Genomic DNA, 24,873 nt, shown 5'->3' on the forward strand with positions numbered 1-24,873 from the left:
TATTCCTCCTTTAATATGTTATAATGTGAACAGAATTTGTATTCTAATATAAATTTTAGTATAGTTTATTGTAATAAGGCAATATATTTGGGTAAATGTAATAAAAATAACAGCTAGTCATATAATATATAATAGTTTATGTAAAAGGAGATGTATCTTGTGATTTCAAAAAAGAAAGCTATTTTTTTAGGGGTGATTTTAGTAATTATAACAGCTATGGCCACATCAGCGTTTCAACTTACATTAGGGAACAAAGTTGTAGTATCAAAAGAACTCTATGAAGGCTATAAAAAATATGATAAGTTGTTAGGATTAGAATCTATTATAAAACAAGATTTTTATAAAAAAGTCTCTGATAAAGATTTAGTGGATGGAGCATCAAAGGGGTTATTTCTAGGAACAAATGACAAATATTCTGGTTATTACACTAAAGATGAAATGGAAAAGCTAATAGAAGATAGTGAGGGCTCTTATGTTGGTGTAGGAATGTATATAGGAGCATCAAAAGATGGAGGACTAGTAGTAGTTCCTATGAAAGATTCTCCAGCAGAAAAAGCAGGAGTAAAAGCAGGAGATAAATTAATAAAAGTCAACGGAAAATCTGTATCATATAAAAATTCGGATGAAGCTGTGAGTATGATGAAAGGTAAAAAAGGTAAAAAAGTAGAGCTAGTAGTATTGAGAGAAGATAAACAACTAAGCTTTGAGTTGAAAACAGAACAGATAGTTGAGAAAAGTATAGAAAGTAAAGTAATTGATAATGATTTAGGATATATAGAAATTACCCAATTTATATCAAGTACATATACTGATTTTGACAAAGCTTTAAAAGGATTGAAAGAAAAAAATATTAAGGGATTAGTAATAGACCTTAGAAACAATCCTGGAGGTATGTTGGATATATGTAAAGAAGTTGCTGATGAATTAATTGGTGAAGGAACTATAGTATATACTAAAGACAATAAAGGAAATACAGAATACTTAAAATCTGATAAAGAAAAATTGGGACTTCCAATAGTAGTTTTAACCAATGGAGAAAGTGCCTCTGCTGCTGAGATATTAACAGCTGCAATTGTTGATAATAAAGAAGGTATTTCTGTAGGGACTACGACTTATGGTAAAGGGCTGGTACAGTCAGTTGTAAGGTTGAAAGATGGAACAGGATATAAATTAACTACTGCTCAATACTTTACACCTAATGGAGATTATATCAATGAAAAAGGGATAAAACCTACAATTGAAGAAAAAGATGAGAAAAAACAATTGGATGTAGCAACTGAATGGCTTAGAGAGCAGATTAATAAATAGAATTTAAAGTTTGTAGATGTAATAGAAAATAAAAAAATTGTTATAAGTAAAAATATAGAGTGGATAAAACTAACTTTTGGTATTGTTTCAACATTTTACTATATAGTTTTATTGTTAAAAGTTTTAACTTAGCTTTTAAAATATGGGTAATTAAACATTTTAAAATACATGTAAAAATATTACTGGAAATTTAGCAGTCCAGTAATATTTTTTTGATTTAAGGAATATTAATATTAATAATTCTATTTTCTAATACTATACCTACTCTTATTTAAAAGTACTATCATTTCAGCACTATAGAAACTTATTTGTTTTATACTGATTATATGAATATTTAGGGTATTTTCTATTTTGAGCTACATTAATATTTTGTAAAAACACAAACATGTAAATTAAATTTTTTATCTAATGTATGTCTATACTATAAGAAGCTGTAAAAACTTTTCCTTTACCTAATTTGTTTATAAATTTCTTATCTGTGTAAATTTTATTAGAATGTATACTATCAGCAAGACCGTACCATGGTTCTATACATAAAAATGGAGCAGTAGAATTAGTTTCGCTATAATAAGGAGTCCAAATGCCAACTAGAGGAAAATTCTTCATAGATATAGTTAGGCATTCACTATCTTTATCATTATATATAGATACTTCGTCTATGTTAGTGTATATTAAAGCATCATTTTTAAATAATTCTGGATTTAATTGTAACCTTTTTAAGTCTCCAATAAATTTTGTATCATCAGTAAAGGACCCATTTAAATTAATTTTTTCCACATTATTTCTTCCTTTAAACTCAAGATAGTACTTAGAAAAGTCATCTTGTTCATAAAAAGGAAGATTAAATGCAGGATGTCCTCCTATAGAAAAGAATATATCTTTAGAGTCAGTATTTTTTACAATCCATTCTATATTTATGCTATCATCATTTAATGTATAATTTATAAGTAGCTCAAAATAGTAGGGATATTTTTTTAGAGTAGATTCATTGGATGTTAAACTATAAGATATGAATGCATCTCCTTTATTTGCAATTTCAAAATCCATATCTCTAGCAAATCCATGTTGAGTCATATTATATAAATTTTCTTCTATTATGGTTTCATTATCAAGAAGTTTACCAACTATAGGGAATAATATAGGTGATTGTCTACCCCAATGTTTTTTATTACCATCCCAAAGAATATTTCTGTTATGTTTTTTAGAAAATATCCTAGTAAGTTCAGCACCAGAGCTACTTGATTCAATAATTAAGTTTTCATTTTGTAATATATTCATTTAAAATCTCCTTTATTATACTTTATTAGTATATTATACTATAAAGTATAACAAGTATTAAATCGTATTTGATATTATATTTGAAAGGTAGATTTTAGTATATTTTGAAAATTTTGTTTTGAAAATTTGGGATTATTTAAGAAATTTTGTATTATAAATAGAAGGAAATAGATAAATTGTATAGAATTAAATATATTAAGATAAGTTAATAATGTTAAATGGGAAGTGAGTTTATGGAAAAACCAAATACAAAAGTTGTTAACTTTCAAGAGTATAAAGACAGAAAAAAACAAAGAGAAGTAAACCGAGACGAACTTTTAAAGCTTATTAAAAAAATTGTGACTTCAAAATAGGGAGTTGTTAAACTCCCTATTTTAATGGGTTCCCAAAGAATTAAGACATTCTAAGTCCATCTATATAATCTTTAAATTGTGAAAAATCTGATTCACTACTTAACTCTACAGTTTCTGTACCTTCCGTATAAAAATTCTTAAGATAGATAGTATAATTATTATCAACACAATTATGATAAATACATCTATATCCATCTTCATATAAATTTTTTAATTTAGAAAAATCATCCACAATATCAACTCCTTAAAGTTCTTTTAATTATATTTTTACAAAAAGTATGTGATTGTATGCAAATTAGAAATGTAAAATAAAGGAAATTAAGATAAAATGTAGAATAATCTTTATATGTATGTAAAAATAAAAAGAAAAAGTTGAAATTTTTAGAAAATAAGAGTATTTTTTATCTAAAAAGATAATTAAAAAAAATAATATTGGGAGGATAGAAAATGAGTTTATTAGAAAGTATATCAAGGAATATATATTCTCTAGATAAGTCTTCTATTGAAAAAGCAAAACAGAGGTTGGACAGGCTTATACATCCAACTGGAAGCTTAGGAAAGATAGAAGATATTTGCATGCAATTAGCAGGGATATTTGGTAATGAAAATTTTGATACAACTAAAAAAGTTATAATTGCTTTTGCTGGAGATCATGGAGTATATGAAGAAGGAGTTGCGCCTGACCCTCAGGACATAACAAAGTTACAATTTCCAAATTTCTCAAAAGGGCTATGTGGCGTTGGAGTAATAAGTAAATTTGTAGGAGCAGATGTTGTAGCTGTAGATGTAGGAATAAATTGTGATGAAAAACTAGATGGAGTATTAGATTATAAGATAAGAAAAGGTACTTCAAATATGGCAAAGGGACCAGCCATGAGCAAACAAGAGGCTATAAGATGCTTAGAAATAGGAATTGAAATAGCAGAGCAATGTATAGAAAGAGATTATAAAGTAATTGGTATTGGAGAGATGGGTATAGCAAATACTACTCCAAGTACTGCAATAATATCTGTAATTTCAGGATGTGACCCATCAGAAGTGACAGGTATAGGTGCAGGTCTTAAAAAAGAAAGATTAAAACATAAAGCTGATGTAATTAGAAAAGCTATTGAAATTAACAATCCAAATCCAACTGATGGTGTAGATATTTTATCTAAAGTAGGTGGATTTGAAATAGGTTCAATGGCAGGTGTTATATTAGGATGTAGTGCTAATAGAATTCCAGTTGTTATAGATGGATTTATTTCTTATGCTGCTGCTTTAATTGCTTATAAAATAAATCCAAAAACTAGAGAATATATGATAGCATCACATTTATCAGCAGAATCAGGAACTAAAAGAGCATTAGATATATTGAAATTAGACCCTATACTAAATATGGATATGAGATTAGGTGAAGGAAGTGGAGCTGCTTTGGCATTTAATATAGTGGAAGCTTCAAATTATACTTACAAAAATATGGCGACTTTTGATGAGATAGATATGGGTCGATAAAAAATTTAATATATTTAGGAGTGTTTTGATGAGTCAAATTATTCTGGTAACAGGAGGAGCTAGGTCAGGAAAGAGTAATTTTGCAGAAAAATTATGTTTAGATAGGAATAATAACACAGCTTACATAGCGACATCTATTCCATTTGATGATGAGATGAAAGATAGAGTAAGGAAGCATCAAGAGAGTAGACCTAAAAGTTGGAAGACATATGAAATATATGAAGACATATATTCTATAATTAAAAATATATATGAAGAACATGAAACTGTTATACTAGACTGTGTAACACTATTAGTAAATAATTTAATGTTTTCACATAATTTAAACATAGAAGAATCTACTCAAGAAGAAATAAATAAATTGGAAGAGTACATAAAAGAACAAATTAGTAAACTTATTAAAGAAATAGAAAAAACAAATCTATATTTTGTATTTGTGACAAATGAATTAGGTATGGGAATTGTTCCTGGAAATAAACTTAGTAGAATATATACTGATATTGTAGGTCGTATAAATCAATATATAGCATCAAAAAGCAATGAAGTTTATTTTGTAGTTAGTGGCATACCTATGAAAATAAAGGAGTAGTATGTGACTATGAAAAGATTTATTTTGATACTACAGTTTTTGACAAGAATACCTATAAAATTAGATGTAGGGTTTGATGATGAATTTTACAAATCTATAGTATATTTTCCGCTTGTAGGTCTTGTTATTGGTATATTAACTTACTTAATAGGATGGGTTTCTATACTTTTGTTTCAGCCATTTATATGTGCAATTATAATAACACTTGCTGGTGTTTTGATTACTGGAGGGCTTCATATAGATGGATTAGGGGATACATTTGATGCAATATACAGTTATAGAGATAAAGAGAAAATGCTTGAAATAATGAAAGATTCTCGATTAGGTACAAATTCGCTTTTAGCAATTATGTTTGTACTTTTATTAAAGATTGGATTTGTATATAGTATTATAAGTAATAATTCACTATGGGTTATAATATTCATGCCAATGATTGCAAGGTTAGGAGTAATGTTATTGACATATAAAACAGTAACACCAAGAGCAAAAGGAATGGGGAATTTATTTATAGGAAAATTGACTACAAGTATGTTAATAACAGCTATAATATACACATTATTGATAGTTAGTATTATTGCTAAATTAATATTTTTAGTGCCTAATATAGTATTGATTAAAGTATTATGTTCAGCTATAGTAGTTTTTATATTTATAATATTGTTTAAAAATCATATTTACAAAAAAATTGATGGAGTAACAGGAGATATATTGGGTTGTGGAATAGAACTTTCAGAACTTGTATATTTGATTTATATATATTTGTTAATTTTTATGTTTATTTAAAACTAAAAAGTGGTGATAATGTGATAAGATTAATATTAATAAGACATGCTTTGACAACTGATAATGAAAAAGGAAGATTATCAGGTCATATAAATAGTTATATTAGTGAAGAAGGTAAATTACAAATAAATAAAATTACAAAATATATGAGTAGTGAAAGTATAGATAAGATTTACACAACTCCATCTTCACGTACTAAAGATACAATAGAGAAAATATCAAAGCTGAAATCAATAGAAATAGAAGAAAGAGAAAATCTAAGAGAAATTAGCTTTGGAGACTTTGAAGGAATAACTTTTGAAGAGATAAAAGTTAAATATCCAAAAGAATTTGAAAAAATGATAGAAGAAGGTAGCAATTATAGATACCCAAATGGGGAAAGCTTGATAGATTCATATGAAAGAATAGCAAAAGAGATTGACAATATAATTTTAGAAAATGATGATTATTTAAATAGAAAAACAATACTTATATGTTCTCATGCAGGTACAATAAGAAATATAATAACATATTTGATTTCTGGTAGTTATAAATATCATTGGAACTTTAAAATTGATAATGCATCTATTACAATTTTGGAAGTTGATAATGGATTTACTGTAATAAATAAAATGAATTTTACTGAATTTATATAATTCAATATAAATTAAATATTAAATATTAAACGATATGTGCTTATAAAATTACTAACAAAAATAGAATACTAGATTAAAATTAGGTTCTCAATGAGATGTAAAAAGGGAAAAAGGTTAGATGCCTTTGCAGCCCCCGCTACTGTGAAACCAACGAAACTATAAATACCACTGTCAATTTGATGGGAAGGTTATGGAAGTAGGATGAAGTTAAGCCAGGATACCTGCCTAATTTAATTTAAAACATGAGGTCTTCGGGGTGAAAGATTTTTAATTAATATATATAAAAGTCCTAGCTTTAGAAGCACTAGGACTTTTTTTAGTTTATTTATAGGTAAAATTTAACTTTAAGGAGGGGAGAAAGTGGGTAAAAAAGTAATGCTACAGGGAACTGCATCAAATGTAGGTAAGAGTATTTTATCAGCAGGATTGTGTAGAATATTTAAACAAGATGGTTATACTGTTGCTCCTTTTAAGTCGCAAAATATGGCTTTAAATTCTTTTATAACTAAAGAAGGATTAGAAATGGGAAGAGCACAAGTATTTCAAGCAGAAGCTGCAAAAATAGAGCCGATAGCAGATATGAATCCAGTTTTATTAAAACCTTCTGGAAATCATAAAAGTCAAGTGATTGTAAGAGGAAAAGTTGTAGGAGAGATGCCTTCATCTGAATATCATGATTATAAGCTAGAATTGGTAGATGTATTAAAAGAAACCTTTAATAATTTAAGTTCAATGTATGACATTGTGGTTATGGAAGGTGCAGGGAGTACTGCGGAGATAAATTTAAAAGATAGAGATATATCCAATATGGGTATGGCAAAAATAGCAGATGCACCAGTAATAATAGTTGGGGATATTGATAGAGGTGGAGTATTTGCATCATTAGCAGGTACAATGCTTTTATTAGATGATGATGAGAGAAAAAGAGTCAAAGGAGTAATAATCAATAAATTTAGAGGAAAAAAGGAACTCCTACAAGATGGTTTAAAGATGCTTGAAGATATTATAAAAGTACCTGTTTTAGGTGTGGTTCCTTATATGGATATAAAAATAGAAGATGAAGATAGTGTAACAACTAGATTTAAGAAAAAAATGGATAAAAATGATATACATATAGAAATAATTAGAACTCCACATATGTCAAATTTTACAGATTTTAATATATTTGAAACACAAGAAGATGTAAGCCTTAGATATGTAGACTATGGAGAAGCTATAGGAAATCCAGATATATTGATAATACCTGGAACTAAAAGTACTATAGATGATTTAAAGTACATAAGAGAAAGTGGTCTTGAGTCACAAATTAAAAACTTACATAGTCAGGGTAAATTGATATTTGGAATATGTGGTGGGTATCAAATGTTAGGTAAAAAATTAAAAGACCCTTATCATGTTGAAAGTGAAATTGAAGAATTAGATGGAATTGGTCTTTTAGATACAGAAACAATATTTGAAGAGGAAAAGACTACAACTCAAGTAGAAGCTACCATTATTGAATGTGCTGGTGAATATATGAACGACCTTAAAGGTAAGAAAGTAAAAGGTTATGAAATACATATGGGAATTACAAATCGTAGTAATAAAGTAAGTAGTTTAGATTTGATAACAAAAAAACTAGATAAAGAAGTCAATTATACTGAAGGAAGTGTAAATAAAGAAGGTAATGTAATTGGTACTTATCTTCATGGAATATTTGATGAAATAGATTTTACAAGAGCAATTTTAAATAATATAAGGAAGAAAAAGGGATTAAAAGTATTAGAAAGTACTGTAAGTTCTTTTGATGAGTTTAAAGATAAAGAGTATGATAAATTGGCAGATTTCTTAAGAGAACATTTAGACATAGAGAAGATATATGAAATTATGAAATAAGAATGACTTTATATTTATACTTTAGGTAGGAGGTGTATTATGAAAAAGATTTTGATTGCAGGTACTAGCAGTGGAGTTGGGAAAACTACAATATCATTAGGAATAATGCAGGCTTTAGTTAAGAGAAATATGAAAGTACAGCCGTATAAAGTAGGGCCAGACTATATAGACCCTTCATATCACACATTTATAACTGGAAGACATTCTAGAAATCTGGATTCTTATATGTTAGATGATGAAAAGATAAAGTATATAGTAAATAAATCTTCAAAGGATGCAGATATTTCAGTAGTAGAAGGAGTTATGGGATTATATGATGGTTTTGGGATAGATTTAGATAACTGCACAAGTTCACATACTTCTAAGGTATTAAAAGCTCCAGTTATACTAGTTATAAATGGAAAATCTATGGCAGCATCTAGTGCAGCTATGGTACTAGGATATAGGGAACTAGATAAAGATGTGGATATAAAAGGTGTTATAGTAAATAATGTAAAAACTAAGAGCCATTATCAAATAATTAAGAGCTCTATAGAGAAATATTGTAATATCGAAGTGTTGGGATATTTTCCTCCAAATAATAAATTTTCATTGGAATCTAGACATCTAGGTCTAATTCCTAGTGTGGAGATGAAATCTTTAAGAGAAAAGTTTTATACTTTAGCTGATGAGATTGAAAACTACATAGATATTGATAGAATAATCGAAATCTCAGAAAGTGATGAATTTGAGAGTAGTTTTGATTTTCAAAATTTAATAGAAAATAATAAGATAAAAGAACAGATTAAGGATAAATCAATAGCCATAGCATATGATAAGGCATTCAATTTTTATTATAGGGAAAACATAGAACTTTTAGAGGAACTTGGATTAGAAGTAAACTATTTTAGTCCTCTTGAAGATACATCAGTACCAAATTCAGATTATATTTATATTGGAGGAGGTTTTCCAGAGATATTTGGGAAAGAACTAGAAGCAAATGAATCAATGAGAGCCTCTATATTAGAAGCACATAATAATAATATTCCTATTTATGCAGAATGTGGTGGATTAATGTACTTAGGTGAGAAGTTACTTAATCAAGAAGAACAAGAATTTAATATGGTTGGTATATTTAATGGAACTAGTAAGATGACAGCTTCTCTAAAGAGGTTTGGATATTGCCTTGGTGTAGCTAAAGAAAATACAATTTTATCTAAAGCAGGAGAAATTATTAAAGGGCATGAGTTTCATCATTCAATATTTGAAAGTGATGAAAAATGTGCATATTCAATGAAAAAAGAAAGAGATGGAAATTTAATAGAAGAATGGGATGGAGGTTATAGCAAAGGAAATACACTGGCAACATACCTTCACACACATTTTTATAATAATTTAAACTGCATAGAAAATTTTTTGGAAAAGGGAAATGAGTAAATGAATATTTTATCTATTTATATAGGGTATATAACAGATTTAATTGTAGGAGACCCATATTCTTTTCCTCATCCAGTAAGATTTATTGGAAAACTTATAAATTTTATCCAAGGAATAATAAGAAAGGTCTCTAAAAATGGAAAGCAGTTAAAAATTGGTGGATTTATATTATGGTTTGTAACTGTTGGAATAACCTACTTAGTAACCTATGTTATAGTGAAGCTATGTAGTTTTAATGTATTATTAAGTATCATAGTAAATGGGTTCATAATTTATACGACGTTAGCAACAAAGTGTTTAAAAGATGAAGCTATAAAAATTTATAATGTATTAAAGACTGGAGACATAGAGAAATCCAGAATGCAGCTATCTTATATAGTGGGTAGAGATACAACTAATTTAAGTGAACCTGAAATAATAAGAGCAACTGTAGAAACTGTGGCAGAAAATACTGTAGATGGTATAATTGCACCTATGCTTTATGCATTTATTGGAGGAGCACCACTTGCTATGGCGTATAAAGCTATAAACACCCTTGACTCAACTGTTGGATATAAGAATGAAAAATACAAAGATATTGGCTTTGCTTCTGCTAAAATTGATGATATAGCTAATTATATACCAGCAAGAATATCTGTTATTCTTATGACTATAGGGAGTTTTTTTCTTGGTTATAACTATAAGAGTTGTTTTAAAATTTCTATTAGAGATAGAAAAAATCATAAAAGTCCAAATTGTGCTTTTTCAGAAGGTGCAATATCAGGAGCCTTAGGAATTCAACTAGGAGGAACCAATGTTTATTCTGGGCAAAAAGTATATAAGCCAACAATAGGAGATAAAATTAGAGTGATAGATAGAGAAGATATAATTAAAACAAATAAAATTATGTATGCCTCTTCATTGACTTCTATATTAGCATTTACGCTGATATCTGTGGCATGTAGGATGATTTTTATTAACTTAATTATATAACTTAATTGTGTACTAATTTAAGGGGGATGTAGATGAAGGATTTGGGGCATGGTGCTAATGTAGACGAAATGGCAAAATTGTATGGGAAAGACCCAAAAGAAATAATAGATTTTAGTTCAAATATAAATCCAAAGGTTTTGCCAAATTTAGAAAAATATATTTTAAGAGGGTTAGATGAATGTAGGAATTATCCAGATATAAATTATACAAACTTGAGAAAAAATATCTCAAAATATATAAATATAAATCCAAACTTTATAATACCTGGAAATGGAGCAACAGAGATAATTTATTTGCTTATGAAGAGTATTAAAAAAAGATTGGCTATAATAAACCCCACTTTTTCAGAGTATAGAAGAAGTGCCAAATTAAATAATATAGATATTATAGATTTAGAATTAGATTCAAATAATAATTTTAAACTTGATATAGATACAGTAAAAAATAAAATTGAAAAATTTGATAGTTTATTTATATGTAATCCTAATAATCCTAGTGGGAATGTTCAAGATTTAAAGGAACTTGTTTGTTTACTAAATGAAAACAATAAGATGCTAATAATTGATGAAACTTTTATGGAATTTGTTGAAAATGAAAATGAATATAGTTTAGTTAAATATATAGAGTCAAATAAAAATATATTTATAATTAAGGCTGTGACTAAATTTTTTGGAATGCCTGGTTTAAGATTAGGATATGGTCTTACAAGTAATAGCAAGATTATGGATAAAATTTATGAGTATAAAGAACCCTGGACTATAAATTCTTTTGCTGATATGCTATCCAATTTTATTTTTGAAGATAAAGATTATATTAGAAATAGTAAAGAGTTCTACATAAAAGAAAGAAAATACATGTTACAAGAGTTAAAAGATATAAGAAACATAAAAGTTTATGATACAGATGCTAATTTTATCCTAATAAAACTTTATAAGAAGATAGCTGATGAGTTAAAAAAAGATTTGTTTAAGCGTGGAAATATATTGGTTAGAGATGCGTCTAACTTTATAGGATTGGATGACAGTTTTATAAGGATAGCTATAAAATCTCATGAAGATAATAAAATTCTTATAGAAAATATAAAAAATTTATTAGGAGATTAAAATGAAATCTTATGGAATATGCCCAGCATCATGTGGAGAGTTTGTTCAAGGGATAATAGATGATGAAGAATATCTATGTTCATATGCTATAAATATGTATTCTAAGGTATGTATTGAAGAGAAATTAAAAGATATAAATTTAGGTAGACATAAATCAAGAATAGCTATAGAAAAGGTATTTGAAAAATTTAATTTGCCTAAAAAAGATACCAAAAACATTTCTTTAAATATAAACAGTAAAATACCTGTTGGAAAAGGAATGGCAAGTTCGACAGCCGATATAGGAGCTACTATAAAAGCAACATTATCGTTGATAGATAAAGATTTAAACAGTGAAGAAATATCGAAATTGGCAGCAGAAATAGAACCAACAGACTCTATATTTATAAATAAAAATAGTATATTTAATCCTCTAAATGGCACTGTTATAAAATACTTAGGAAATATAACTAATGCAAAAGTTATAATTCTTGAACCTAATAAAGTATTAGATACGATGAAAATTAGAATGAGGAAAGATTATAGTAAGTTAAAAATCGAAAATAAGGAAACTATAAAAAAGTCATTTGCTCTTTTAGAAGAAGGTCTGAAGAAAGATGATTTATCCTTAGTTGGAGAGGCTTGTACATTAAGTAGTTTAGCAAATGAAAATATAGAAAAAAAAGAATACTTAAATGAAATAATAAAAATATCCAAGCTATATGGAGCCTATGGAGTAAATATTGCCCATAGTGGTACAGTAATAGGTATTTTAATTGATAAGCTTATGAATGATAAGAAATTAATAGATGTATTATATGAGTCTAATATAAATTCTGTTTATAATAAAATCTATACCTTGGATATAATAGATGGTGGAATTAAGGGGGAAGTAGAATGGAATACATAAAGAATCCTATGAAAATAGAAGAGAGAAGTTTTGAATTAATACAAGGAATAATAGCTGAAATCAGACCAGATTATAAATTTAAAGATGAGATTGAAGAAAAAATAATAAAAAGAGCTATACATACTACTGCTGATTTTGATTACTTGGATATATTAAAAATATCAGAAAAGGCAGTTGATAGTATAATAAATGCACTAAAAAATAATGCAAGTATTTATACAGATACAAATATGGCTCTTAGTGGAATAAATAAAAAGAAGCTGGAAGCATTGGGATGCAAATATAAATGTTTGGTAGCAGATGATGAGACTGCAAAAGTGGCTAAAGAAAAAGGTATTACCCGTTCCATGGCAGCTGTAGAAATTGCAGCAAAAGAAGAAGGAAGAAAGATATTTGTACTTGGGAATGCACCAACAGCTTTATATAAAGTCATGGAAATGAAATCAGAAGGAAAATTGGATGTAGATGCAGTTATAGGAGTTCCAGTAGGTTTTGTAGGAGCACAAGAGTCAAAAGATGAAGTTGAAAAGACAGATATACCATATATAATTTCTAAAGGTAGAAAAGGTGGTAGTAATTTAGCAGCAGCAATAGTAAATGCTATCTTATATGCCATGTAGGTATCTATATGGAAGAATATGTATATATAGATGGGAAAAAGTATCGCAGAGGTTATACTACAGGTTCTTGTGCTACAGGTGCATCTAAGGCTGCTGTATATATGATGATTACAAAAAATAAAATTGATACTATAAACATAGATACTCCTAAGGGAATACCGCTATCATTAAATGTTGATAATGTAAACATTTCTGATGACTTTGTAGAATGCTCTGTAAAAAAAGATGGTGGAGATGATATAGATGCAACACATACTATGGATATCTATGCAAGAGCTGAAATTATATCTAAAACTGATGATAGCAATAATTATCTTACCTTAGAAAATATTGATAACATAAATATTAGTGAAGAGTGTCAAAGTGAACTCTATAAATTTATTAGGGTCTATGGTGGAACTGGTATTGGAGTAGTAACTAAAAAAGGATTAAGTGTAGGTGTTGGTAAACCTGCTATAAATCCAACTCCAATAAGGATGATAAATCAAGAAATAATAAAGCTTATAGAAAGTGATTATGAATCTATGTTTGGGTATGATGATAAAGTTTTAAAAATAACAATCTTTGCTCCACAAGGAGAAGAAATCGCAAAAAAAACATTTAATCCAAGGTTAGGAATAGTTGGAGGAATATCTATAATAGGTACAACTGGGATAGTTGAGCCTATGAGCGATGAGGGATGGAAAAAATCTTTATCTATAGAGCTCCAAATGAAAAAAGAACAAGGTTTAGACAAAATAATATTAGTTCCAGGAAATCATGGAGAACAATTTATAAGGGAGAAACTGAACTTAGATATTAAGTATGTAGTAAGAACCAGTAATTTTATCGGTTATATGATTAAAGAGGCTCAAAGAATAGGATATAAAAAAATATTGATGGCTGGGCATATAGGTAAATTTATAAAAGTATCAGCTGGAATTTTTAATACTCATAGTAAAGTAGCTGATGCTAGAAGTGAGATATTAGTGGCAAATCTAGCTTTAATGGGAGCTACACATGAATTTTTACATAAAATAAATCAGTGTTTAACGGCTGAAGAAGCTGTAGAGTTAATAAATAATAGCGAATATAAACAGGTTTATAATATATTGAGTAATAAATGTAGAGATAGAGTAAAGCAGTATTTAAATGAAGATGTAGATGATATTGATGTAGAAGTAATAATTTTTTCAATGGATAAGTCTTTGTTAGGAAAATCAGATAATACAGATGCTTTAGTGGAGGTTTTTATATGATAAATATAATAGGTTTGGGGCCTGGTAACTTGGACTATATAACAAAAAAAGGTGAAAATTTAATTTCTACTTCAGATGTATTAATTGGTGGCAGAAGAAATTTAGAATCTGTAAAAAACTTTGAAGGAGAAAAAATAATATTAGATTCTAATTTAAGAGAAATTGTAGAGTATATAAATAACAATAGTGAAAAGCAAATATCAATAATAGCTTCAGGTGACCCATTGATATATGGTATAGGTAAGTATTTATCTAAAAATATTGATAATAAGATGTTAAATATGGTTTCTGGAATTAGTTCTTTACAATATATATTTTCAAGGATATATGTTGATATGAATGATTTATATATTACCAGTAGTCATGGTAAAATACCAGATTTCGATTATATACTATCACATAAAAAAGTATGTATGGTTACAGATTCTAAGATAGGGCCAAAGCAAATAAGTAAAGAAATAATAGATAGAAATTTAAATAAAATTATTGTTGTAGGTGAGAATTTATCATACAACAATGAAAAAATAACAATAGCAAAGCCAGAAGAAATAATAAGAATGGACAATTTCGGAATGAATGTTGTGGTGATTTTAGATGAAGAATAGTGAATTTATAACAGGTAAGGTTCCAATTACTAAAGAAGAAGTTAGAGCAATATCAATAAGCAAACTAAATTTAGTAAATGCTAAGAATTTCATAGATATAGGTGCTGGTACAGGAAGTGTAAGCATTGAAGCTGCATATAACTATCCCAATTTAAATGTTATATCTATAGAGAAAAATGATGATGCTGTAGAGCTTATAGAAAAAAATATCAAAAAATTTAATTTAAAAAATGTAGAAGTAATAAATGGCTATGCTCCGATAAATATAAATTTAAATACTAAAGTTGACTCTATTTTTCTTGGGGGTACTGGAAATAACTTAGAAGAAATAATAGCGTGGTCTAAAAAAACTTTAATTACAGGAGGAAGACTTGTAGCTAATTTTATAATCATAGAAACATTTAATCAAACTCTAAAGTTACTTAGAAAATATGGATTTAAAGAAATAGATGTATGTGTTTTAAATGTTTCTAAACTAGAGAAACTGGGAAAAGGTGAATATTTTAAACCACTAAATCCTATATATATAATATCTTGTGAAAAAGGGGAAAATGATGATGAATAAAGTACATTTTGTAGGAGCAGGACCTGGAGACAAAGAACTAATAACTTTGAAAGGGTATAAACTATTAAGTAATGCAGATGTAGTAATATATGCAGGGTCACTTGTCAATCCTGAGCTTTTAGAATACTGTAAAGAAGATTGTCAAATACATAATAGTGCACATATGGATTTACAAGAAATAATAGATGTTATGAGAGATGGTATAGAAAATAACAAGTCTGTTGTGAGATTACAAACAGGAGATTTTTCTATATACGGTTCAATTAGAGAACAAGTGGAAGATTTAAATAAATTGAATATAGACTATGATTGTACACCAGGAGTGAGTTCTTTTTTAGGAGCAGCTTCATCTCTAGGAGTGGAATATACAGTTCCTGAAATTTCTCAAAGTGTCATTATAACGAGAATGGAAGGAAGGACTCCAGTTCCTGAAAAGGAATCAATACAATCTTATGCTAAGCATCAGACATCTATGGTAATATTTTTATCTGTTCAAGAGATTGAAAAGGTTGTGTCTAAATTATTAGAAGGCGGTTATCCAAAGGACACACCTATAGCAGTTATATATAAAGCTACGTGGGCGGATGAAAAAATAGTTAAAGGAACTTTAAATGATATAACTGTAAAAGTTAAAGAAAATAACATAAATAAAACGGCTTTAATAATGGTAGGTAGATTTTTAGGAGAAGAATATAATAATTCAAAGTTATATGATAAGGATTTTAAACATGAGTATAGAGGGTAATATCGCTATAATTTGTATTACAGAAAACGGAAAAAATTTAGCTATAAAGATAGAATCTTTAGTAGACAATTGTGTTGTATATCAAATAAAAAATAAAAAAGGTACTTTAGTTATCAGTCAGGGAGATTCTGTACAAATAATACAAAAGAAACTAAGTGATTTTGTAGGAGAGGTATTTAATAAATTTGAGTACATAATATTTATAATGGCGACAGGGATAGTTGTACGGAGTATAGCACCATATATAATAAGCAAGTTTAGTGACCCTGCCATTCTAGTGATAGATGAGAAAGGACAAAATGTAATAAGTTTATTGAGTGGACATGTTGGAGGAGCAAATAGTTTAACACATTATATAAGTAGTCTTATCAATGCGAATCCAGTAATAACAACAGCTACTGATGTAAACCAAAAAGCTTCTTTAGATATGATAGCAAAAAAATTAAATGCTTATATTGATAACTTTAGAGAAAATGTAAAAGAAGTAAATTCTATGTTAGTAAATGGTAAATGTGTTGGTTTGTATGTTGAGGAAGGCTATCAAGTTGACACTAGAGGATTTAAGCTTATAAAAAGTAGTAAAGAATTAAAAGGTAGTTGTTTAAATAACTATATAGAAAGAATAGTTATAGTAAGCAACAAGATAAATTTTACTAAAGATATTGAAAGTTTAGAGATAGATAATTTAGAGATGGATAATAACTTTACGCATAATTATTACAGAGAAAAAATAATAAAAGTGATTCCAAAAGATATAGTTATAGGAATTGGGTGTAGAAAAGACACAGATAGTAAGTTGATGTTTGATTCTTTACTAGAATTTTTTGAGGAACAAAATATAGATATTAAAGCTGTGAAAATAATTGGGAGTATAGAACTAAAAAAAGATGAAAAGGCAATCATTGATTTAGCAAAAAAACTAAAAGTGCCATTTAAGACATTTTCAAGGGATGAAATATCCAAGGTTGATGATATGTTTGATAAATCTGATTTTGTGAAAAAAAATGTAGGTGTATATTCAGTAGCAGAACCTGTAGCATATCTTTTAAGTAAAGGGAACTTAATAGTTGAAAAACATAAATGTAAAGGAATAACTTTTTCAGTAGGGAGAATAAAAATATGATATATGTTGTAGGAATTGGACCAGGCAGTAAAGATACAATGACTTTGGAGGCGATAAAAGCAATAGAGGACTCTGAGGCTATTGTTGGATATAAGACTTATATAAATTTAATAGAAGAATTTATAAGTGATAAAGAAGTAATTCAAAATGGTATGAGACAAGAAGTTGATAGATGTAAACAAGCAGTAGAGGAAGCAAAAAAAGGGAAAAAAGTAGCAGTTATAAGTAGTGGAGATGCTGGTATATACGGAATGGCAGGACTTATTTTAGAATTAATATCTAAGGAAAGTGAAGATATAAAAGTTAAAGTAATTCCAGGTGTTACTGCTAGTATTGGTGCAGCGGCTATACTTGGAGCACCTATTATGCATGATTTCTGCCATATAAGTTTAAGTGATTTAATGACTCCATGGGAAGTAATTGAAAAAAGATTAAAGTTAGCTGCAGAAGCTGATTTTGTAATATGTCTATATAATCCAAGAAGTAAGGGAAGAAGTGAACATCTAAGTAAAGCATTTAAAATAATGGGAGAGTTTAAAGATGGAAATACACCTGTTGGAGTCGTCAAAGATGTAGGTAGAGAAAAAGAAACTAAGTTTATATGTACTTTTGAGAATATGGATTTTGAAAAAGTTGATATGACTACTATGGTTATAATCGGAAATAAATCTACTTATATTGATGGTGAACTGATGATAACTCCAAGAGGTTATACAGTATGATTTTGATTTTAGGAGGAACTTCAGATAGTTTAGCCATATGTGATAGAATAAATGAATTGGGAAATCATCCCTATGTACTTTCAGTAACTACAGAATATGGAAAAGAACTTGCACAAAAACATGCAAATAATATAGTTTTAGGTAAGCTTGGAAAAGAAGAGATGCTAAGGTTTATAAAGGATAATCATATAGTTAGAATAATAGATGCTACTCATCCTTATGCAGTTGAAGTATCTAAAAATGCTATTACTTGTGCAAATTTATCAAACATAGAATATATAAGATTTGAAAGAAAATCCTTAATAGAAGAAATAAATTATGACAATAAGTTTATAGTAAATACAATTGAAGAAGCTTGTAAAATTGCAAATAAAATAGGAAAAAATATATTTATAGGAACAGGAAGTAAAAACTTAAACAGATTTGTAGAAGAAATAAGTAATAAAAATTTAGTGGTTAGAGTTCTTCCAACAAGTGAAGTTATCTTAAGTTGTGAAAAATTAGGTTTAAATGCAGACAATATAATAGCAATGAAGGGTCCGTTTAGCCAGTGTATAAACGAAGAAACATATAAACATTATGATGTAGATTTAGTTATAACAAAAGAAAGTGGGGTAGCAGGAGGTTTTTTAGAAAAAGTAAATGCATGTAAAAATCTCAATATACCAGTAGTAATTATTAAACGAGAATCGATTAACTATGAAAATGTAATTAATGACATAAATAAAATTAAAGACGTAATTGTGTGATTTTTAGGAGGAGAAGATATGAAGAAAGCCTTATTAGTAGTAAGTTTTGGGACAAGCTATCATGAAACAAGAGAAAAGACAATAGATGCATGTGAAAATAAAATAAAAAATTCATTAAAAAATTATGATTTTTTTAGAGCTTATACATCAAACATGATAATAAACAAAATAAAGAAAAGAGATGGCATAGAAATAGACAACCCTATACAAGCTTTAGATAAAATATATGAGCAAGGGTATGAAGAAGTAATAATTCAAACGCTTCATATTATATGTGGAGAAGAATTTAATAAGCTAAAAGAACAAGTAGAAAGCTATTCTTCTAAATTTAAAAAACTTGTATTAGGTAGACCTTTACTTACTCACATAGAGGACTATCAAGAATCAGTAGAGGCAATTAAACATCAAATTCCTCATATGGAAAGTGATGAAGCAGTAGTATTTATGGGACATGGAACAGTTCATGAGTCTCATTCAGCATACCCAGCCTTAGAATATATGCTTAGAGATAATGGAGTAAATGCTTATGTTGGTACAGTTGAAGGTTATCCAGAAATAGAACATGTAATGAGAAGATTAAAAGAAGGAAATATAAAAACTATAAATTTAATGCCATTTATGCTAGTTGCAGGTGACCATGCTATAAATGATATGGCAGGAGATGAAGAGGATTCTTGGAAGACAATACTTGAAGATAATGGATTTAATGTGAAAATTCATTTAAAAGGGCTAGGAGAAAATCCTTATATACAAGATAAATTTGTTCGTCATGCTCTTAAATGTGCAGAAACTGCTAAGTTTTATGGTATAGGAACAGGACCAGGAGATAGCTCTTTACTTACAATAAAAGCAGTTAATACTCTAAAAGAACTAGATATTTTATACACTCCAGAGTCAAAAAGGGGTGGAGAAAGTTTGGCATTATCAATAGTTAATGAATATTTACCAGAATCATTAGAGATAAAATCTAGACATTTCCCAATGAGTTTTGACGGAAATGAAAAAGAACTAGCTTGGGACAATGTAGCAGAGGAAATTATCTTAGATGTTAATAATGGAAAAAATGTAGGATTTGTAACACTGGGTGACCCTATGCTTTATAGTACATATGTGTATATAATGAACAGAATAGTAGATGAGATAGAAGTAGAAACTATACCAGGAATTTCTTCATTTTCGAATATAGCATCTAATCAAAATTTTCCATTGGTTATGGATAGAGAAGCATTAGTAGTAGTTCCTTGTACTATGGAAGATGATAAGATAGAGAATGCTCTACAAAATTATAATTCCATAGTGTTAATGAAAGTGTATAAGAATTTTAAAGAAATAATAAAAAAATTAGAAAAATATAATCTGATAGAACATGCTATTTTAGTTAGTAATTCGTCTCAAGATAGTGAAACTGTATTTAAGGATTTAAGAGAAGCACACCTTGAAGATAAGATATCTTATTTTTCTACAATACTAGTAAATAAAGATAACAAAATAAAATAGACGAATGTAATACTTAAAGGAGATTTAATATGAATATTGTGGTTGGAACTAGGGGTAGTAATCTAGCACTTATACAAACTGAATGGGTAATAAATGAGCTAAAAAAGAAATATCCTCATATTAATTTTGAAATCAAAATTATAAAAACAAAAGGAGATATAATTCAAAATGTTTCCTTAGATAAGATAGGCGATAAAGGATTATTTGTAAAAGAAATAGAGCAACAATTATTGGATGGACAGATAGATATAGCCGTACATAGTATGAAAGATATGCCATCTTATTTAGCAGATGGACTAAAATTTGCTCATACACCTAAAAGAGAAGACCCAAGAGATGTGTTAATACTTAGAGATGAATATAAAAGCTTAGATGATTTACCTCATGGAGCAGTAATCGGAACAGGGAGTAAAAGAAGAAAGTTTCAATTATTAAAGCAAAGACCTGATTTAAACATAGTTCAAGTTAGAGGGAATGTAGAGACTAGAATACGAAAAATCAAAGATGAAAATCTACATGGAATAGTATTAGCTGCATCAGGAATAATAAGAGCTAATTTACAAGATAAAATAAGTTCTTATTTACCTGTTGATGTTGTTATTCCAGCACCTGCTCAAGGGGCTTTAGCTATAGAGATAAGAAGTAATGATAGTGATGTTGAGGAAATAGTGAACTCGCTAAAAGATAATGATACAGAAATCCAAATATTAGCTGAAAGAGGATTTTTAGATGGTGTGAATGGAAGTTGTCATATCCCAATGGCGGCTTATTGTGAAATAAATCAAGATAAAATACATCTTACTGGTTTATATGGTGATTCAGATGGAAATAAAATAGTAATTAAGTCCATAGAAGGAGATATTTCTTCTCCTAGAGAGTTAGGTTTAAAGTTAGCTAAACTTGTATTGAAGGAGTATGAAAATTATGAAGGGTAAGGTTTACTTAGTAGGTGCAGGACCAGGTGATTATAAACTCATGACTATAAAAGGTTTAGAGTGTATAAGAAAATCAGATGTAATAGTATATGATAGATTAGCAAATAGTAGTTACTTAAGAGAAGCTAAACCAGATTGTGAATTTATATATGTAGGAAAGGCATCAAGCAATCATATTTTACCACAAGAGGATATAAATAGAGTTATATCAGAAAAAGCTAAAGAAGGAAAACTTGTGACTCGTTTGAAAGGTGGAGACCCTTATGTATTTGGTAGAGGTGGAGAGGAAGCAGAGACTCTAGTGGATGAAGATATAGAGTTTGAAGTAGTTCCAGGGATAACTTCTGCAATAGGAGGCTTATGCTATGCGGGTATTCCTATAACACACAGAGACCATGCTTCATCATTTCATGTAATAACAGGTCATTTGAAAGGTGATGATAGTGGAGAATTAAATTGGAATGCTCTTGCAAACAATAAAGGTACTCTTGTGTTTTTGATGGGGATTTCTAACTTGAAGAAAATAAGTGAAAACTTGATGAAAGAGGGAAAAAGCAAAGATACACTAGTTGCTCTTATAAGTTGGGCAACTAGATATAATCAAAGGGTTGTTACATCTACACTTGAAAATGTATATGAAGTTGCTATCAAAGAAGAAGTAAAACCACCAACTCTTATAGTAGTTGGAAGTGTTGTAGGACTTAGAGAAAAACTGAATTTCTTTGAAGGTAAACCTTTATTTGGAAAAAGTATAGCTGTAACTAGGTCTAGAAATCAAAATAGTGTATTAGTCGAAAAGATAATGGATTTAGGTGGGAATCCAATAGAGATACCTACTATTAAGATAGAAAAAATACAAGATAATACTAAATTGGAAAAGGAAATAAAAAATATAAGTGAATATAAATATCTAGTTCTAACTAGTAAAAATGCAGTAGAAATATTTTTTGAGAAGGTTTATGAAATGAATTTTGATTCAAGAATATTGTCTAATCTAAAGATATGTGCTATAGGCTCAGCTACATCAAGTGAATTGAAAAAAAGAGGAATTATAGCAGATATAGTACCAAAAAAATTTGTAGCAGAATCATTATATGAAGAGCTAGCACCAATTTTAAATGACAATGATAAGATACTCATACCTAGAGCGGAAAATGCTAGAGACTATTTAGTTGATAAACTTAAAGATATTTGTGAAGTAGCAGAAATACATACATATAGAACAGTGATAGATGAAGATAAAAGAAATGAGATATTAGATATTTTAAATTCTAATGAGATAGATTATATAACATTTACAAGTTCATCAACAGTAAATAATCTTATTGAGATTATAGGAAAAGAAAATATTAAAATCTTAGATAAAATAAAAGTATTGTCTATAGGGCCTATAACTACAGAGACAATAAATAATTTAGGAATAAATTTATATAAAGAGGCTACAACATCTACAATAAATGGATTAGTAGATTTAATTATAGAAAATTAATTTTGGAGGATTGAGATGTTAAGAAGACCAAGAAGACTAAGAGCAAGTAAAGCAATAAGAAATTTGGTGAGAGAAACTAAAGTAAATGTGGAAGATTTAATATACCCTCTATTTGTAGTAGAAGGTGAGAATGTAAAAGAAGAAATTAAATCTTTACCAGATGTTTATCACTTATCAATAGACATGTTGGAAGAAGAAATAAAAGAAATAAGAGATTTGGGAATTGAACATATAATGTTATTTGGTGTACCAGATGAAAAAGACGAATGTGCATCACAAGCGTTTAATGAGAATGGAATAGTACAAAAAGCGATTAGAAAGATAAAGGAAATAGATTCAAATATAAATGTAATAACAGATGTCTGTATGTGTCAGTACACAAGTCATGGGCATTGTGGAATTTTAACAGATACTGGTTATGTTGATAATGATAAATCATTAGAATATTTAGCTAAGATATCTGTAAGTCATGCTAAAGCAGGAGCAGATATGGTTGCTCCATCTGACATGATGGATGGAAGAATACAAGCAATAAGAGAAGCTTTAGATGAAAATGGTCTGGAAAATATCGGTATAATGGCTTACAGTGTTAAATACGCTTCAAATTTTTATGGGCCTTTTAGAGAAGCAGCTCATTCAGCACCATCATTTGGAGATAGAAAGACATACCAGATGGACCCTGCAAATAGCAATGAAGCTATGATAGAAACGGAACTTGATATATTAGAAGGTGCAGATATACTTATGGTTAAACCTGCATTATCATATTTAGATGTCATAAGAAGAGTTAAAGATAATTTTGATTTGCCTTTAGCTGCTTATAATGTAAGTGGAGAATACTCTATGCTTAAGTTAGCTGTTAAAGAAGGATTATTAAATGAAGATGTAATTCTTGAAGCAATCACATCTATAAAGAGAGCAGGAGCAGATATAATAATAACTTACTTTGCTAAAGATATTGCTAAATTATTAAGAAAATAAGCTATTAAAATATAAAGTATTATGAAAAGTATAGAAATTGTAATTTGTTATTTTAAACTATTTTATCTACAAGTCTAGTACTCTATAGTCCTAGTAAATGAAAATATGAGTGACCTTACAATTTCTATATTTGTTTATGTATTTAATAAAAATTTTGGAGGGTAAAAATGCTATATCCTATTAACTTAAAATTAGATGACTTAGATGTAGTCATAATAGGAGGAGGAGAGGTTGCATATAGAAAATGCAAAAACTTTCTAGATTTTAATAAGAGTGTTACTGTAGTTTCTAAACATATTTTAAATAAGTTTTATGATTTAGAAGGGAACATAAATATAATAAAAGACAATTATAAAGAAGAATATATAGAAAGTAGTTCTGTGATAATTGCTGCTACAGATAATAGGGCGTTGAATTTAGAAATAGGATTATATTGCAGAGAAAATAAAAAACTAGTAAATGTTGTTGATAATGTAAAAATATCAAATTTCACCATTCCATCCTATGTAAAAAGAGGTGATTTACTTATAAGTGTATCCACAGGGGGAAAAAGTCCATCTTTGTCTTCAAAAATAAAAAAGGAGCTTGAAGAAAAATATACTGAGGATTATGAGGAATATTTGAATGTGTTAGGTGAGATTAGAAAAGAAGTTATAAAAAAATATCAAGATAAGAATAAAAGAAAAAGTATACTTAATATGTTGATAGCACTTGATTTAGATGAATTAAAAAAGTTTAATGTATAAAGTTTTTTGAAAAAAATATTAAAAAGCTGTTGACGAATTATTTTTAAGGTGATATAGTATTACTTGTCCTTAAGAAAAGGGCAAACATGAAAAATGAACTTTGAAAATTAAACAGTAGGTTAATTTATAAAACAAGAAACAAACCATAAAGCCAGATATTTTG

General features: G+C 28.3%; 25 protein-coding genes and 1 riboswitch. Of the genes, 23 read left to right on the forward strand and 2 right to left on the reverse strand.

Features of this window, described 5'->3' with window-relative positions; all coding sequences use genetic code 11:
* Positions 1-150 precede the first annotated feature (150 nt).
* Entirely contained in the window at positions 151-1,308 is a 1,158-nt protein-coding gene (locus tag KGF41_RS16895) for a S41 family peptidase (RefSeq protein WP_227841457.1), read from the forward strand.
* A 405-nt stretch (positions 1,309-1,713) separates the two neighbouring features.
* Here KGF41_RS16895 and KGF41_RS16900 read toward each other — a convergent pair whose 3' ends face one another.
* Positions 1,714-2,586, reverse strand: coding sequence for an aldose 1-epimerase family protein (locus KGF41_RS16900; RefSeq protein WP_227829064.1), 873 nt, complete (start codon positions 2,584-2,586; stop codon positions 1,714-1,716).
* Between the two features lie 393 nt (positions 2,587-2,979).
* Positions 2,980-3,171, reverse strand: a complete 192-nt coding sequence (locus KGF41_RS16905; protein WP_227436177.1) for a hypothetical protein — start codon at positions 3,169-3,171, stop codon at positions 2,980-2,982.
* 215 nt (positions 3,172-3,386) lie between these two features.
* On the opposite strand from KGF41_RS16905, the gene cobT reads away from it, so the two are divergent.
* From cobT to KGF41_RS17015, 22 genes are all read left to right on the forward strand, one after another.
* The gene (gene cobT / locus KGF41_RS16910) at positions 3,387-4,433 is read left to right on the forward strand and encodes a nicotinate-nucleotide--dimethylbenzimidazole phosphoribosyltransferase (RefSeq protein ID WP_227436176.1); all 1,047 of its coding nucleotides are present in this window, start codon (positions 3,387-3,389) and stop codon (positions 4,431-4,433) included.
* A 28-nt stretch (positions 4,434-4,461) separates the two neighbouring features.
* Positions 4,462-5,022 (forward strand): bifunctional adenosylcobinamide kinase/adenosylcobinamide-phosphate guanylyltransferase, encoded by a 561-nt coding sequence (gene cobU / locus KGF41_RS16915; RefSeq protein ID WP_227829063.1) that lies wholly within the window; start codon positions 4,462-4,464, stop codon positions 5,020-5,022.
* Between the two features lie 9 nt (positions 5,023-5,031).
* On the forward strand, positions 5,032-5,805 hold the full coding sequence (gene cobS / locus KGF41_RS16920; RefSeq protein ID WP_227829062.1) for an adenosylcobinamide-GDP ribazoletransferase: 774 nt from the start codon (positions 5,032-5,034) through the stop codon (positions 5,803-5,805).
* A 20-nt stretch (positions 5,806-5,825) separates the two neighbouring features.
* Positions 5,826-6,440, forward strand: coding sequence for a histidine phosphatase family protein (locus KGF41_RS16925; RefSeq protein WP_227842862.1), 615 nt, complete (start codon positions 5,826-5,828; stop codon positions 6,438-6,440).
* 64 nt (positions 6,441-6,504) lie between these two features.
* A riboswitch (cobalamin riboswitch) is annotated at positions 6,505-6,684 on the forward strand.
* A 116-nt stretch (positions 6,685-6,800) separates the two neighbouring features.
* On the forward strand, positions 6,801-8,315 hold the full coding sequence (locus KGF41_RS16930) for a cobyric acid synthase (RefSeq protein WP_227829060.1): 1,515 nt from the start codon (positions 6,801-6,803) through the stop codon (positions 8,313-8,315).
* Between the two features lie 39 nt (positions 8,316-8,354).
* Complete coding sequence (locus tag KGF41_RS16935; RefSeq protein WP_227829059.1) at positions 8,355-9,731, forward strand: cobyrinate a,c-diamide synthase; 1,377 nt, start codon at positions 8,355-8,357, stop codon at positions 9,729-9,731.
* Positions 9,732-10,703: an adenosylcobinamide-phosphate synthase CbiB gene (gene cbiB, locus KGF41_RS16940; RefSeq protein ID WP_227829058.1), complete on the forward strand. Its 972-nt coding sequence runs from the start codon at positions 9,732-9,734 to the stop codon at positions 10,701-10,703. It abuts the gene before it with no gap.
* A 32-nt stretch (positions 10,704-10,735) separates the two neighbouring features.
* Entirely contained in the window at positions 10,736-11,806 is a 1,071-nt protein-coding gene (locus KGF41_RS16945) for an aminotransferase class I/II-fold pyridoxal phosphate-dependent enzyme (protein ID WP_227829057.1), read from the forward strand.
* A 1-nt stretch (position 11,807) separates the two neighbouring features.
* A complete protein-coding gene (locus KGF41_RS16950) occupies positions 11,808-12,695 on the forward strand; it encodes a cobalamin biosynthesis protein (protein ID WP_227857001.1) in 888 nt (295 codons plus the stop codon).
* A complete protein-coding gene (locus KGF41_RS16955) occupies positions 12,683-13,315 on the forward strand; it encodes a cobalt-precorrin-8 methylmutase (RefSeq protein WP_227857002.1) in 633 nt (210 codons plus the stop codon). Before KGF41_RS16950 ends, KGF41_RS16955 begins: the two co-directional genes overlap by 13 nt.
* Before the next feature lie 8 nt (positions 13,316-13,323).
* Positions 13,324-14,553 carry a cobalt-precorrin-5B (C(1))-methyltransferase CbiD gene (cbiD, locus tag KGF41_RS16960; protein ID WP_227857003.1) on the forward strand — a complete coding sequence of 410 codons (1,230 nt, stop codon included), beginning with the start codon at positions 13,324-13,326 and terminating at the stop codon, positions 14,551-14,553.
* Entirely contained in the window at positions 14,550-15,158 is a 609-nt protein-coding gene (locus tag KGF41_RS16965) for a cobalt-precorrin-7 (C(5))-methyltransferase (RefSeq protein WP_227829053.1), read from the forward strand. The genes cbiD and KGF41_RS16965 overlap by 4 nt, the downstream gene beginning before the upstream one ends.
* Positions 15,148-15,723, forward strand: a complete 576-nt coding sequence (locus KGF41_RS16970) for a decarboxylating cobalt-precorrin-6B (C(15))-methyltransferase (protein ID WP_227840578.1) — start codon at positions 15,148-15,150, stop codon at positions 15,721-15,723. Before KGF41_RS16965 ends, KGF41_RS16970 begins: the two co-directional genes overlap by 11 nt.
* Positions 15,716-16,468 (forward strand): cobalt-precorrin-4 methyltransferase, encoded by a 753-nt coding sequence (locus KGF41_RS16975; RefSeq protein ID WP_227857004.1) that lies wholly within the window; start codon positions 15,716-15,718, stop codon positions 16,466-16,468. Before KGF41_RS16970 ends, KGF41_RS16975 begins: the two co-directional genes overlap by 8 nt.
* Positions 16,452-17,591: a cobalt-precorrin 5A hydrolase gene (gene cbiG / locus KGF41_RS16980; protein WP_227857005.1), complete on the forward strand. Its 1,140-nt coding sequence runs from the start codon at positions 16,452-16,454 to the stop codon at positions 17,589-17,591. The genes KGF41_RS16975 and cbiG overlap by 17 nt, the downstream gene beginning before the upstream one ends.
* Complete coding sequence (gene cobJ, locus KGF41_RS16985) at positions 17,588-18,313, forward strand: precorrin-3B C(17)-methyltransferase (protein ID WP_227829050.1); 726 nt, start codon at positions 17,588-17,590, stop codon at positions 18,311-18,313. Before cbiG ends, cobJ begins: the two co-directional genes overlap by 4 nt.
* Entirely contained in the window at positions 18,310-19,062 is a 753-nt protein-coding gene (cobK, locus tag KGF41_RS16990; RefSeq protein ID WP_227857006.1) for a precorrin-6A reductase, read from the forward strand. The genes cobJ and cobK overlap by 4 nt, the downstream gene beginning before the upstream one ends.
* 18 nt (positions 19,063-19,080) lie before the next feature.
* A complete protein-coding gene (locus KGF41_RS16995; RefSeq protein ID WP_227829048.1) occupies positions 19,081-20,559 on the forward strand; it encodes a cobalt-factor II C(20)-methyltransferase in 1,479 nt (492 codons plus the stop codon).
* Positions 20,560-20,588: 29 nt separating this feature from the next.
* The gene (gene hemC, locus KGF41_RS17000; protein WP_227829047.1) at positions 20,589-21,494 is read left to right on the forward strand and encodes a hydroxymethylbilane synthase; all 906 of its coding nucleotides are present in this window, start codon (positions 20,589-20,591) and stop codon (positions 21,492-21,494) included.
* The gene (gene cobA, locus KGF41_RS17005) at positions 21,484-22,983 is read left to right on the forward strand and encodes a uroporphyrinogen-III C-methyltransferase (RefSeq protein WP_227857007.1); all 1,500 of its coding nucleotides are present in this window, start codon (positions 21,484-21,486) and stop codon (positions 22,981-22,983) included. The genes hemC and cobA overlap by 11 nt, the downstream gene beginning before the upstream one ends.
* 15 nt (positions 22,984-22,998) lie before the next feature.
* Positions 22,999-23,964, forward strand: coding sequence for a porphobilinogen synthase (hemB, locus tag KGF41_RS17010; protein ID WP_227829045.1), 966 nt, complete (start codon positions 22,999-23,001; stop codon positions 23,962-23,964).
* A 167-nt stretch (positions 23,965-24,131) separates the two neighbouring features.
* On the forward strand, positions 24,132-24,710 hold the full coding sequence (locus KGF41_RS17015) for a bifunctional precorrin-2 dehydrogenase/sirohydrochlorin ferrochelatase (RefSeq protein WP_227829044.1): 579 nt from the start codon (positions 24,132-24,134) through the stop codon (positions 24,708-24,710).
* Positions 24,711-24,873: the final 163 nt, after the last annotated feature.

Source organism: Clostridioides sp. ZZV14-6150, assembly GCF_020657875.1.
Lineage (GTDB): Bacteria > Bacillota > Clostridia > Peptostreptococcales > Peptostreptococcaceae > Clostridioides.

What these genes read in the sequence shown, in the direction of transcription:
- cbiB (WP_227829058.1), top strand. Translation starts at nt 9,732, where the DNA reads ATGAATATTTTATCTATTTATATAGGGTATATAACAGATTTAATTGTA.
- cobJ (WP_227829050.1), top strand. Translation starts at nt 17,588, where the DNA reads ATGATATATGTTGTAGGAATTGGACCAGGCAGTAAAGATACAATGACT.
- KGF41_RS16935 (WP_227829059.1), top strand. Translation starts at nt 8,355, where the DNA reads ATGAAAAAGATTTTGATTGCAGGTACTAGCAGTGGAGTTGGGAAAACT.
- cobU (WP_227829063.1), top strand. Translation starts at nt 4,462, where the DNA reads ATGAGTCAAATTATTCTGGTAACAGGAGGAGCTAGGTCAGGAAAGAGT.
- KGF41_RS16975 (WP_227857004.1), top strand. Translation starts at nt 15,716, where the DNA reads ATGAATAAAGTACATTTTGTAGGAGCAGGACCTGGAGACAAAGAACTA.
- KGF41_RS16895 (WP_227841457.1), top strand. Translation starts at nt 151, where the DNA reads ATGTATCTTGTGATTTCAAAAAAGAAAGCTATTTTTTTAGGGGTGATT.
- hemB (WP_227829045.1), top strand. Translation starts at nt 22,999, where the DNA reads ATGTTAAGAAGACCAAGAAGACTAAGAGCAAGTAAAGCAATAAGAAAT.
- KGF41_RS16950 (WP_227857001.1), top strand. Translation starts at nt 11,808, where the DNA reads ATGAAATCTTATGGAATATGCCCAGCATCATGTGGAGAGTTTGTTCAA.
- KGF41_RS16965 (WP_227829053.1), top strand. Translation starts at nt 14,550, where the DNA reads ATGATAAATATAATAGGTTTGGGGCCTGGTAACTTGGACTATATAACA.
- KGF41_RS16995 (WP_227829048.1), top strand. Translation starts at nt 19,081, where the DNA reads ATGAAGAAAGCCTTATTAGTAGTAAGTTTTGGGACAAGCTATCATGAA.
- KGF41_RS16945 (WP_227829057.1), top strand. Translation starts at nt 10,736, where the DNA reads ATGAAGGATTTGGGGCATGGTGCTAATGTAGACGAAATGGCAAAATTG.
- cbiG (WP_227857005.1), top strand. Translation starts at nt 16,452, where the DNA reads ATGAGTATAGAGGGTAATATCGCTATAATTTGTATTACAGAAAACGGA.
- KGF41_RS16970 (WP_227840578.1), top strand. Translation starts at nt 15,148, where the DNA reads ATGAAGAATAGTGAATTTATAACAGGTAAGGTTCCAATTACTAAAGAA.
- cbiD (WP_227857003.1), top strand. Translation starts at nt 13,324, where the DNA reads ATGGAAGAATATGTATATATAGATGGGAAAAAGTATCGCAGAGGTTAT.
- KGF41_RS17015 (WP_227829044.1), top strand. Translation starts at nt 24,132, where the DNA reads ATGCTATATCCTATTAACTTAAAATTAGATGACTTAGATGTAGTCATA.
- KGF41_RS16955 (WP_227857002.1), top strand. Translation starts at nt 12,683, where the DNA reads ATGGAATACATAAAGAATCCTATGAAAATAGAAGAGAGAAGTTTTGAA.
- cobS (WP_227829062.1), top strand. Translation starts at nt 5,032, where the DNA reads ATGAAAAGATTTATTTTGATACTACAGTTTTTGACAAGAATACCTATA.
- cobA (WP_227857007.1), top strand. Translation starts at nt 21,484, where the DNA reads ATGAAGGGTAAGGTTTACTTAGTAGGTGCAGGACCAGGTGATTATAAA.
- KGF41_RS16900 (WP_227829064.1), bottom strand. Translation starts at nt 2,586, where the DNA reads ATGAATATATTACAAAATGAAAACTTAATTATTGAATCAAGTAGCTCT.
- hemC (WP_227829047.1), top strand. Translation starts at nt 20,589, where the DNA reads ATGAATATTGTGGTTGGAACTAGGGGTAGTAATCTAGCACTTATACAA.
- cobK (WP_227857006.1), top strand. Translation starts at nt 18,310, where the DNA reads ATGATTTTGATTTTAGGAGGAACTTCAGATAGTTTAGCCATATGTGAT.
- cobT (WP_227436176.1), top strand. Translation starts at nt 3,387, where the DNA reads ATGAGTTTATTAGAAAGTATATCAAGGAATATATATTCTCTAGATAAG.